This window comes from Streptomyces sp. WM6386, assembly GCF_000972385.1.
Taxonomy (GTDB): Bacteria; Actinomycetota; Actinomycetes; order Streptomycetales; family Streptomycetaceae; genus Streptomyces.
This window is the reverse complement of the sequence record NZ_JXTE01000038.1, coordinates 1-11,673: the sequence shown is the minus strand read 5'-3', so window position 1 is coordinate 11,673 and position 11,673 is coordinate 1. Positions and strand designations below refer to the sequence as shown.

Sequence of the window (11,673 nt, the reverse complement as noted above, 5' to 3'; positions counted from 1 at the left end):
GGTCAGTCCTCGTTGTCGGGCCGGACGACGCGGCGCTGGACGATCGTCAGGACGAGGACGATCAGGAAGAAGACGACGGTGATCGCGGACGCCTGACCGATGTTGTTCTGGTCGAAGGCGGTGGTGACGGCCTGGTACATGACCGTTCGGGTGGCGTCCTCGTCCAGGCCTCCGCCGCGGATGAGGATGTACACCTGGTCGAAGATCCGGAAGGACATCACCGAGGTCAGCAGTGCGACGAAGACCAGCGTGCCGCGGATGCCAGGCAGCGTGACATGGCGGAACTGCTGCCAGCGGCTCGCGCGGTCCAACTCGGAGGCCTCGTACAGCTCACCGGGAATCTGCTGCAGGCCGGCCAGCAGGATGACCATCTGGAAGCCGACGCCCTGCCACACCGACAGCACGACGATCGAACCCATCGCCGTGGCCGTGTCGCCGAGCCAGTCGAAGGCGCCCCAGTTGCCGAGACTCACCGCGTCCAGCAGGGAGTTGAGCATGCCCTGCTCGCTGCGGGCCAGGATGAGCCGCCAGATCACGGCGACCAGGGCCATCGGGAAGACCACCGGCATGAAGAACAGGGACCGGAACAGGCCGATGGCCTTGAGCTTGCGGTTGAGGAGGATCGCCAGGCCGAGGGCGAGACCTGTCTGGAGCGGTACGACGACCGCGGCGAAGGTGAAGTTGTTCAGCAGCGCCCGCAGGAACGGGCCGGACTGGTCGGGGTCGGTGAACAGGCGCCGGTAGTGCTCCAGGCCGAAGAACGACGGTTCCAGCGGGGAGCCGAGCCGCACGTTGTAGAAGGAGAGCACGACGGCGTAGCCGAAGGGGATGCCGACGAAGGCGATCAGTCCGCCGACGGCCGGGGCGACCATGAGCAGGGCGTGCACCCGGTCCTGGTTCTTGCGCCCGGCTTTCGAGGGTTTGACGGACGGGGCGGGGGAGGCCTGCTTGGAGCGGCCGGGTGCCGCGGAGTGCGCGGGTTCCACGGTTTTCACGGGTGTGGGTCCTTTTCCCGGCGGGGGCCTACGGGATCTCGTAGCCGGCGTTGTCGGAGAAGTCCTGGTCGATGGAGCGGGCCGCCTTCTCCAGGGTCTCCTTCGGGTCCGCACCCCCGTAGATCGCGTTGAGGGCCTGGGAGAACTTGGCGGTGACCGTGGGGTACCCGGCCGTCACGGGACGGGTGACGGCGACGCAGGACTTGTCGATGTCGCTGTCGCCGCACGCCTTGGCGAGCTGGTCGGCGAAGAGCTGGAGCGGGCCGCCCTGCCTGTACAGCTCGCTCTTGGCGAGCGCGGACTCGGTGCCCGGGACCGAGCCGTTGGCCTTCGTCATCGCGCCGACGCTGTCGTCGCTCAGGAGGTGGTCCAGGAAGGCGCCCGCGGCCTTGGCGTTCTTGGTGTCCGCGCCGATGCCCCAGGCCCACGATCCCTGGCCGGTCTTGGAGCCGTTGCCGAAGTCGGGCAGCGGCAGGACGACAAGGTCGTCGCCGAGGGCCTTGTCGTAGCCGGGGTAGGTCCAGTTGCCGACCCAGCTCAGTGCCACCTTGCCCTTGGCGAAGGCGTTGCCGTCGGTGTTGGGGTCGACGTATGTCTTCCAGGACTGGAAGGTCTTCATCGCCGAGACCACTTTCGGGCTGTCGAGGGCACCCTCGGCCTTGCCGTCCTTGAGCAGGGCACCGCCGGCCGACCAGACGACGGGGGAGAAGCCGTAGGTGCCCCACTCGGTGGCCAGGCCGTACTGCTCGGAGACGTCGAGGACCTTGCCGTCGGCGTCCTTGGCCTTGAGCGCCTTGAGTGCCGCGTCGAACTCCGCGGCCGTCCAGGCGTCGTCCACGCCCGTCGGGTACTTCACGCCCGCCGCGTCCAGCAGCTTCCTGTTGCCCCACACGCCGAGGCCGGAGTCGAACATGCCCAGGCCGTAGTGCTTGCCGTCGATCTCGCCCTGTGCCTTGATCGCGTCGGTGGCGTTGACCATCGTCTTCGCGGACACGTACGAGTCGATCTGCGCGAGCTTCTTGTTGTAGACGAAGTTCGCCATCGTCGGACCGTCGAACTCCATCACGTCCGGCAGCTCGGAGGCGCCGGTGGCGGTGATGGTCTTGGTGTAGTCGTTCTCGGGGATGAGCTTCAGCTCGACCTTGATGTCGCTCTGTGAGGAGTTGAAGGTCTTCACCGTGTTCTGCAGCGCGGCGGTCTCGCCCGCCTGACCCTGGTGGGCCCAGACGCTGATCGTGCCCTTGCCGCTGCCCGCCTCGGCGGAGGCGTCGCTGCCGCCGCCTCCACCGCAGGCGGCCAGCGCCACCAGGGGCAGGGCGAGGGTCAGACTTGAGCAGAGCGTGCGGCGGAACCTTCTGCTTCCGGCGTTCATGGACGGTGCCTCCGTGCTGGGTGAGGGTTTTGGTACTCGACGATTCGGGGTGTGGGGAGGTGGCTTCGAAAGGTGGTGGCTCGACGAGGAGCGGGGAGTCACGAGGGTCTGTGAGGGCTCGGCGGGGCCGTGGTCTCCCGCAGCATCAGGCGGATGGGCATCCGTACCTGGCCGACGGGCTCGGCATCCGGTTCGTCGAGCCGGCGCAGCAGCAGGCGGGCGGCCTCCGCGCCCTGCTCGGGGACCGGCTGAGCGACGGTGGTCAGCCCGATGACCTCGGCGAGTTCGTGGTCGTCGAAGCCGACGACGGACACGTCGTCCGGGACTTTCAGGCGGTGTCGGCGCAGGGCGCGCAGCGCACCCATCGCCATCTCGTCGGACTGTGCGAACACCGCCGTCGGGGGGCGGGAGACGGCGAGGATCTCGGTCATGGCCCGCTCGCCGCCGTCGACGGTGTAACCGCCGTCCGCCTCCAGTGCCGGATCGTGGGCGATACCCGCCTCGGCCAGCACGTCCAGGTACGCCTGGCGGCGGTCGATCGGAGTGGTCCAGTGCAGCGGCTCGCTTGCTCCGGAGATCATGCCGATGCGCCGGTGACCGAGGTTGACCAGATGCCGTACGGCGCTGGTGGCACCGGTGTGGTCGTCGATGCCGACCACCGTGAAGCCGTCCCGGGGGCCGCCGACGGTGGTGGCCAGCGGCACTCCGAGGGAGCGCAGTGCGGACTCCTCCTCCAGGTCGGGGATGAGCAGCGAGAGGACGGCATCCACCCGCTTGCGCACTGGCAGCTTGGTGAAGAAGCGTTTGCGTGCCTCCGGTGAGTTCAGGTTGTAGAGCAGCACGTCGTAGCCGGCGGCGCTGAACACCTTCTCGGCGGCGTCGAGGACGGTGCCGAAGAACCAGCGGCCGATGTAGGGGACGACGACCCCGATGGTGTAGGTGCGTCCGCTGGCCAGGCTGGAGGCCGAACGGGATGCCGTATAGCCGAGTTGTGCGGCGACGGTCGTGATCTGGGCGCGGACCTCGTCGGAGACGCCCGGCTGACCGCGCAGTGCGCGGGACACGGTGGACGCCGAGACGCCGGCGGCGCGGGCGACATCGGTGATGCTGACGGTCACGGCGCTTTTCTCCCGTTGGTTTCACGTCGGTGTGATCTGTGGGTGACGTGACCGTAGACCCGGCATCGTTGTTGCGCAAGCGTTTGCGTTGGGTTTTACTTGGGCCGATTCTTAAGCCATACCTCCGAGGTCAATGGTCAGCGCACGCGTTTGGGCGCTCCGAGCCGACAGGAACTGCGCATGCGATACGCCCCGCCCGGCCTCTGTGTGAACGACTTCGCCCTGCTGCGGGACGATGACGGCACCTATGCCGTGCTGCATCTGCAGGGCCCGTGGACGGCCGAGTTCGACCACCTGAGAATGGAGACGTCCTACGGCCGGGCCACCTCCACCGACCTGGTCCGCTGGAAGCCGCAGGGCACCGCGTTCGGCAACGGCCTGCCCGGCCGCTTCGACCAGCAGGCCGTATGGACCATGCACCCCGTCCGGGACGGCGACGGAATGGCCATGTTCTACACCGGCGTTTGCGGCCTCACTCCGGGTGGCTGGCCGCTGCAGTCGGTCGGTCTCGCCTACTCCGACCGCACCGACGGCACCGGCTGGCGCCGGCACGGCACCGGGCCCGTCGTCGAGGCGGACGCGCACTGGTACCGTACCGGCGAACACATGGGCTGGCGCGACCCGTTCGTCGTCCGCGACGACGAGTCCGACGGCTGGGTCATGGTGGTCTGCGCCGCCGACGCCACCCTGCCCGTCGACGTCGGCGGCTGCGTCGCCTGGGCCACCTCCGACGACCTGGAGCACTGGACCGTCCACCCGCCGCTCATCTCACCCGGCGACGTCGACGAGCTGGAGTGCCCGGTCCTGGAGCGTCTCGACGACGGAAGCTGGCTGCTGATCGGATCCGTCGGCGCCACACGCGGCTTCGAAGCGTGGACCGCGCCACGGTTGAGGGGGCCGTGGACCCGCCGCGGCCCGCTCGGCCCGACCGGCTCCTACGCCCCGCGCGTCATCGCCGCTCCCGACGGCTCCCGCGTCGTCCTGCACACCACGCCCCGGCGCGTGAACCTCACCGACTCCGGCGAACGCTGCCGCGGCATGCTCGCCCAGCCCAAACTCCTGGTGACCGCCCCGGACCAGTCACCTCGCCTGGAATGGTGGCCCGGCCTGAACGCCTGGTTCGGCGAGGAGACCGAACAGCCCGCCCTGCACGCGGTCGGCGACGTCACCCTCACCGGCCGCGTGGAGATCGCTCTGCGCACCGACACCGCCGGCGGGGACCGCCCGGCCCTGCTCGTCGGCTGCGACGGCAAGAACCTCTGGGTCACCGGCCCCCACGGGGACCGGCTCGGTGAGACGACACTGACCGAACCCGCCACCACCCTGCGCATCCTCACCATCGGCGAATACGTCGAGGTCTACGCCGACGGCGTCTTCGTACTCACCACCCTGTGCTACTCGGGCCATCCCGCCCCCTGGACGGTCGTGTCGGAGGGCCGCACCCGCACCGTCCCCGTCCGCCCGATCCGCCTGCCCGACGTGGACCGCGACGACGCCTCGGCCATCTGGCCCGGCCCGCCCCCGCGCTGACGGCCCGCGGTCCCGCCCGGCGGACGACACCGCCCGCCGCCGGGACCGGCTCGAGGGCCGGCCCGGCGACGGGCGGTGCAGGCGGTGCGCCTCAGGTCAGTTGAGGACCCACTGCTGGTTGGTCTGGCCGTTGCAGGTCCACAGGACCAGCTTGGTGCCGTTGGCGGTCGCCGCTTCCGCGGCGTCCAGGCACAGTCCCGACAGGTCGTTGGTGATCGTGCCGTCGGAGTGGACGGCCCACTTCTGGTTGGTGCCGCCGGTGCAGTCCCAGATGATGACCTTGGTTCCGTTGGCGGTGCCGTTGTTGTCGGCGTCCAGGCACTTGTTGCCGTAGACGACGAGCTCGCCGCGCGCGGTCTGCGTGAAGGTCTCGTTCCGGCCGCCGAAGCAGTCCCACAGGATGGCCTGGGAGCCGTCGGTGATGGTGTTCTTCTCCAGTCCGGCGCAGCGGTTGGAGGCGGCGCCGACGAGGGCGACGCCATTGGTGCCGGGAATGCCCTGGACACGGATCGCGTCGATGTCGGGCGCGGTGGCGCCGGAGACCGTCGCGAAGCGCACGGTGTTGGTGCCCTTGGCCAGGTGCGCCAGTACGGACACGGTCCGGTACGTGGAGGCCGAGCCTGTCGGCGGGAAGGCGACCACGGACGTGTACTGGCCGTTGACCTGGATGGTCGCCTTACGGGCCGTGGTGGCGCCGTTGGCGTAGGTGATGTCCACCAGCTTGGTGCCCGCGGCGCCGGTCGTGACGGCGCTGAAGGCGGGTGTGGTGGCCGTGGTGGTGTCCTCGTATGTCGTCCCGGAGGCCTCCGTGCCGGAGACGGTGAGCAGGACGGCGTCGCCCGCCGGGACGGTCGTGGAGTAACTGGTCGCGGAAGACCCGGCGTCGGTGCCCGTCCAGGCGTTGCGCACGGACGCAGTGGCCGAGGTGAGGCCGAGGTCGGCCCAGCGCACGGTCATGGATGCCGCCGAGGACGTGCGGTTGAGCAGCAGCACGGCGCGCTTGCCCGTGCCGGTGAGGACCTTGCCGTACACCTGCAGGTTGCGGGTGTCCTCGGCGACCTTGACGCCCTGCAGCCCGCGCGGGTCCTGGTCGATGGCGATCATCTCGCGGTTGGTGAGGATGTCGCGGGTGGCGGTGCTCATCGTGGCCAGGTTGTTGCCGGCCAGCAGCGGGGCGCCCGAGATCGCCCACAGGCCCATGTGCAGCCGGTTCTGGGCGGCGCTCAGGCCGCTCATCCCGGTCATCAGCATGTCGGGGTCGTTGTAGTAGCCGGTGTGCTGGGCGGCCGGGTGCAGGCCCCGGTCGAAATTGGTGAGCATCATGGCGGTGGTCGGGGTCTGGCCCCAGAAGATGACGTCGGTGCTGGTGCGCCACAGGTCGCCGTAGCCGGTGGCCCAGTTCCAGGGCAGTCCGCTGCCCCACTCGCAGAAGGACAGCACGAGCTTGCGGCCGGTGACGGCGGTCGCGGCCTCGTTGGCGGCGGTGATCTGCTTGTACGTCGTTTCCGGGTCGAGGCCCTCCACTCGGCCGCCGCACCAGTCGATCTTGACGTAGTCGAAGCCCCAGCTCTGGAAGGTCTCCAGGTCCTGCTGGTAGTGGCCCTCCATGCCGGTGTTGGGGGCCGCGGGGCGGGTGGTGGGGTAGTAGTAGCCGCAGCCCTGCTTGCCGGCGTCCGTGTAGATGCCGGCCTTCAGCCCCTTGCTGTGGATGTAGTCGGCCATGGCCTTCATGCCGCCGGGGAACAGGTCCTCGTCGACGGCGATGTTGCCGTTCGCGTCCCGGTCGCCCTGCCACCAGCCGTCGTCGAGGTTGACGTACTTGTAGCCGGCCGCCGCCATGCCGGAGGAGACCAGGGCGTCTGCCTGCTGTTTGATCACGTTGTAGTCGATGCTGCTGGCGAAGCTGTTCCAGGACGCCCAGCCCATCGACGGCGGGGTGACGGCGGCCTGCGTGGTGCTGACCGCCGCCGGCTCGGCGGCCAGGGGTGCCGACGGATCGTGGTCGGCCAGGGCCGTCAGACCGGACACGGCGAGAGCGAGAGCCAGGACGCGCACGGTGACGCGTCTGGCCCAGCCGGGTGCGGAGGTGTTCGGCACGCGGGTGCCTTCCATGTCAGTACCCGACGCGGAAGGTCGCGTCCTGCCGCTCCGTGGTCGTGGAGACGGGGTCGATGCGCAGGACGTAGTTGGCGTGGCGGATGTAGCGCGTCGGGTTGTTGTACGACCGGAAGGAGGCCCAGCTCGCGTCCGCGAGGCCCGCTGTGCGGTAGAAGGTCGCGTCCGCGGCGAACGTCGAGGTGCCGTCGTTCGTGTCCAGCTGGAGCGCGTAGTTGTAGTGCCGCAGGTAGCGGGTGGGGTAGTTGACCGACTGGAAGGAGACCCCGGAGCTGTCGGCGAGCCCGGGGACCAGGGTCCACAGGGAGTCCTTGTACGGCTCGACGGGGTATTCGTCGATCCGGCCCGCGTAGTTGGAGTGGCGGACGTAACGGGCCGGATAGTTGTAGGACTTGAGCCGGTTCCAGGTCGGGGCGCCCCACTTGGCGAGCAGGTTGTTGTACTCGGCCGTGGTGATCGTCGCGATGCCGCAGTGCTTGGAGTTGACCGGCTGGGTGTAGGTCTTCTGGTCCAGGGCCGTCCAGGTGCCGGAGGCGAGGCTGCTCGACTGCCAGGCATAGAAGACCCCGTTGGGCGTGTAGGTGTCGCCCCACAGCCACCAGCTGCCGGAGGAGAGGGATTTGACCACCGTGGGGGCCTCGGTGCCGCCGTGTGCCACACCGGCGCTGTACTCGGTGAAGCTGCCCGGGTTGAGGGAGGTGGACCTGGCGCTCACCAGCGTCTGGTTCTTCTTGAAGTAGAGGTAGTTGTAGCCGTCCACGCCGACCGCCATGTCGCCGTCGATGACGTCGTAGCCGGGGTCGAAGAACACCTGCGGGGCCGAGGCCGTGACGAAGTCGCTGGTGTAGTTGACCATGATGACGTTGTGGCCGCTGCTGTTCACGGAGGAGTAGATGACCGCGTACTGGCCTCGTCCGGCGTCCCAGAACGCCTCGGGCGCCCAGCTGTGGGTGGTCATGTCGTGCAGCTTCAGGCGCCGGTAGCCGGTGAAGGTGCGCAGGTCGGCGGAGTCCCAGACGTGGATGTACTGGCTGTTGTAGTTCCAGTCGGTGCCCTTGAGGTCGGTGGCGAGCACCACGAACGTGCCGTCCTGCTTGCGCATCAGGAACGGGTCGCGCAGGCCCAGTGCGCCGGCGGTGGGAGTGACCAGGGGGTTGTTCTGGTTGAGCGGCGTCCAGTTCAGCCCGTCGGGGCTGACGGCCAGGTGCAGGCCGTAGTCGGTGCCGTCGCCGAGGTTCGTCGACTCGGTGAAGTAGACCATCGCGTATGCCGAGTCGGCGGCGTGGGCGGTGCCCGTGCCGAGGGTCAGGGCGACGGGGACGGCGGCTGTCATGCCGAGCAGAGCGCGACGGGACAGATGGGGGTTCTTGCTCACTTGGGCTCCAGGGTGGCGTACGGGGGCACCTGAAATGGCCGGGATTTCGAACGCGGTTCGGAAAATCGATCAGAACGTAGGGGTTGTGCATGCGCCCGTCAATCGTCCTGACATGCCTTTGTGATTCTTGTGCGCCCCGGGACGGTAGTGACGCGCCCCGGGGCGGGAAGAGGATCAGCGCTGCGTGTAGAGGAAACCGACCTTGTCGACCTCGTCGCCGGCCCTGCCGTGGAAGCCGGCGATCTGCCAACCGGAGGGCGCGGTGCGGGTCACGCAGTCGGAGGTGGTGGTGCCGCCGGCCAGGGTGTTGCCGAGGTTGGTCGTGAACCTGGCGTAGAAGATCCGCGTGTGATCGTCCTTCTGAGCCTGGCACAGGTACGCCGTCGTCACGTACTCCCCGCTGCCGAGCGTCAGGGAGGACGCGGTGCCGCCGGACCCGCCGTGGGTGAGCGTGGTGCCGTTCGCCAGGGTGAGGCTCACCTGGTCGACCCGGGACCCGGCACGCAGGGCGATGGTGGTGGCCCGGGCGCCGGCGGGCACGTTGTCGATGTCGTTGTAGTAGTCGCCGTGCGGGCCGCCGAACTGGTCGCTGAGCCGGAACGCGGTGTTGCGCGACCAGCTGAAGCCGGCGGTGATCGGGTCGTGGTCGGAGAGCATCAGGCCGTCGTCGGTGAGGAACTCGGAGTGCTCGTTGTTGTACGACGTGGCGTTCAGCGAGACCAGCTTGCTGCCCCGGTAGAGGATCTTGTCGACGACCTCGCAGGTGTTGGGGACGGTGCTCCCGGTCTGATCGCAGACCAGGGCGTCGCTGCCCTTGGCGGGCGCGCTGCCGCCGCGGATCAGCTGGACCCAGGTGTCGGTGAGGCCGTTGGCGGCGGCGAACTCGGCGATGGTGTCACCGGAGCGGGTGTAGCGGGTGTTGGTGTCGCCCATGACCACGACCGCGTTGCCGGCGGAGTGGGTGGCGATGAAGTCGGTGAGCTGGCTCAGGTTGTCGGCGCGGGCGGCGAGGTCGTCGGCGTTGGTGCCCGCGTTGGTGTGCAGGTTGTAGAAGTCGACGTACACCCCCTCGGCGAGCCGCTCGCGCATGAAGGTGAAGCCCTTGGGGGTCAGGCAGTCGCCCGAACCGTAGGTGCAGGTGTTCCAGCGCACCCGCTCGAAGTCGTCCTCGTCGTAGGAGATCTTCGACAGGCTGTTGAGACCGCTGCCGATACCGGCGCCGCCGCTGGTGGCGGTGCGGTAGGCGTGGGCGGTGTCGGCCGCGTAAAGGCGGGCGTGATAGTTGAAGTCCTCCTGGGCGTGGACGATGTCGTACGGCGCTATCCGCCCGCCGATCGTCGTGGTGGCCGACTCGCGGGGCGTCGGGGCGCTGGAGATGGCCTCGGGCAGGCCGGCCACGTTGTAGCTGAGGACGCTGAAGGTGCCCGAGTCGGTGGCCGCCGCGGAGGGGGCGGCCACGGAGGGGGCGGCCGTGGTGAGCCCGCCGAGAACGGCGGCGGCCGTCGTCAGGCAGGCGAGGAGTCTGCGCATGGGGGTGTGGCTCCTGGGGAGGGAAGCGGTTGCGGTGGGGACGGGGCTGAAGTTACCCCCGGTTACCCGGGGTCTGTCGAGACTCCGGGCGTTCTTTCACAGGAGTCGCCGGCCGTACGTGGACGGTTCGGATCCTCGCCGGGGGTAAGTCGCTGACCGGATCGACTGGATACTGTCGCCCCTGCCCCTGCCCCCGTCGCACTGGCGAACTGTGCTTCTACGTATGGGACTTCGCGGTGGTGTCGGTTTCAGCGGTCTCGAGCGCCCAGCGTTGGCCGCCGGATGCGTCGCGTTCGGCCACGACCACCTCGGAGAGTTTGTCGTCCGGGTCCGAGTCCGGCGCCAGGGCCAGCTCCTGACGTCGCCGCAGCAGGAGCTCCCCGTGGCTCGTGAGGACGTAGGTCACCTCGCCGGCGGGCGCGACGCACAGCGAGAGTCGGACGCTCCGGGTCCGGGGGTCGGCGGCCAGACAGAGGGAGGGGTCGGCGCCGCTGCGCAGCAGACCGTCGAACTCGTAGGACCACCGCTCGGATCCGGCCGACGAACACGCTGCCAGCCGGATCGCCGCCCCGAGTGTGGCCCGGCTGTCGACGGCCAGGCACTCTCCGGTGGCCAGGTTGTGCAGCCTGCCCTGGACGGGCGTGCCGGAGATACCCGGTGAGGCGGAGGAAACGGCGCCGGTCCGTCCGGTGGTGCCGGGGCTCGGGAAGCTGTTGGCGGGAGCTCCCCAGGCCGGTGTGTCCGGCGCGGGCACGTCGCTGTCGTCGGACCAGTTCCGGGCTGCCAGCACGGCCGCCAGGAGAGCGAGAGAGGCCAGGGCCGCGGCGGCGAACGCGCGATGTCTTCTCGCGGCCGAGGTGCGGTGGCGTCTGTCTGTGACCGGGGCTGCCTGCTCGCGCTCCGGTGCGGCCTGCCACGCCTCGGGGGTACTGCGGCCGGGGCGCGTGGCGAGGTAACGCCGGCCTCCCCAGCCGAGCACGGCATCGGCCAGCAGAAGCCCCAACCGGCCTTCGCAGTATTCGAGTTGGTCGGCGGTGGACCGGCAATGGGGGCACTGCGCCAGATGTTGCTGGACATCCGGGAGCAGTGCGCCGCCCCGGCGAATGGGAACGTCGATAAGGCTGCTGTAGAACCGGCACTCCTCGGACGGGGCGAATTGCGTGTGAGCGCGCATCAGGCCGGTCCGGAATTGCTCACGGGCCTTACTCAATGCAGTTCTCGCGGCAACGGTTTCCATACCCAGCAAGCAGGCGGGTATCTCGATGGGTTCCGACTCGACTTCTGTGTGCCACAGAAGGCATTGGGAGAAATCCGACAGTGCCACGAAGGCGCGTTCGGCGAGTTTTCGGTTGGTGGGAGGTTCCGGTTTGGCTGTGTGCAGACCACGGCCGCCGGTGGGTTTGCGCAGTTCTGGTAGGGCCGCGCAAGTTTTGTCGTTCGCGGCCCAGGCACGGACGGTCTCACGGACCGTCACCAGCAGCTGCGGACGCAGAGCCGCGGTGGGAGCGCCGCTCGCGAGACGGTCCAGCAGCCGTTGAAACGCGCTGGCGGCCACGAACTGGGCGGTGGGGGTGGCGGAGGCCAGGCACAGGAGTGCGTAGTCGCGTGCGGCGAGCCAGTGGCGGGCCAGCAGCACGG

Annotated in this window: 8 protein-coding genes; 1 reads left to right on the top strand and 7 read right to left on the bottom strand. The window is 69.2% G+C overall.

Annotated features, from left to right (window positions below):
• Nucleotides 1-2: 2 nt before the first annotated feature.
• The 3 genes from TN53_RS22975 to TN53_RS22965 form a co-directional block, all read right to left on the bottom strand.
• The gene (locus TN53_RS22975; RefSeq protein WP_046260495.1) at nt 3-995 is read right to left on the bottom strand and encodes a carbohydrate ABC transporter permease; all 993 of its coding nucleotides are present in this window, start codon (nt 993-995) and stop codon (nt 3-5) included.
• A gap of 28 nt (nt 996-1,023) precedes the next feature.
• The gene (locus TN53_RS22970; protein WP_046260494.1) at nt 1,024-2,367 is read right to left on the bottom strand and encodes an ABC transporter substrate-binding protein; all 1,344 of its coding nucleotides are present in this window, start codon (nt 2,365-2,367) and stop codon (nt 1,024-1,026) included.
• Nucleotides 2,368-2,465: 98 nt separating this feature from the next.
• A complete protein-coding gene (locus TN53_RS22965) occupies nt 2,466-3,485 on the bottom strand; it encodes a LacI family DNA-binding transcriptional regulator (protein WP_046260493.1) in 1,020 nt (339 codons plus the stop codon).
• Between the two features lie 180 nt (nt 3,486-3,665).
• On the opposite strand from TN53_RS22965, the gene TN53_RS22960 reads away from it, so the two are divergent.
• The gene (locus TN53_RS22960; protein ID WP_046260492.1) at nt 3,666-5,015 is read left to right on the top strand and encodes a hypothetical protein; all 1,350 of its coding nucleotides are present in this window, start codon (nt 3,666-3,668) and stop codon (nt 5,013-5,015) included.
• A gap of 96 nt (nt 5,016-5,111) precedes the next feature.
• On the opposite strand, the gene TN53_RS22955 is transcribed toward TN53_RS22960, so the two are convergent.
• The 4 genes from TN53_RS22955 to TN53_RS22940 all read right to left on the bottom strand — a co-directional run.
• Nucleotides 5,112-7,127 carry an RICIN domain-containing protein gene (locus TN53_RS22955; protein ID WP_046260491.1) on the bottom strand — a complete coding sequence of 672 codons (2,016 nt, stop codon included), beginning with the start codon at nt 7,125-7,127 and terminating at the stop codon, nt 5,112-5,114.
• Nucleotide 7,128: 1 nt separating this feature from the next.
• Entirely contained in the window at nt 7,129-8,463 is a 1,335-nt protein-coding gene (locus TN53_RS22950) for a glycoside hydrolase family 43 protein (protein WP_046260564.1), read from the bottom strand.
• 216 nt (nt 8,464-8,679) lie between these two features.
• On the bottom strand, nt 8,680-10,035 hold the full coding sequence (locus TN53_RS22945; protein WP_046260490.1) for a jacalin-like lectin: 1,356 nt from the start codon (nt 10,033-10,035) through the stop codon (nt 8,680-8,682).
• Between the two features lie 217 nt (nt 10,036-10,252).
• Nucleotides 10,253-11,673, bottom strand: a 1,421-nt coding sequence (locus TN53_RS22940) for an RICIN domain-containing protein (RefSeq protein ID WP_046260489.1), incomplete at its 5' end; no start/stop codon positions are given.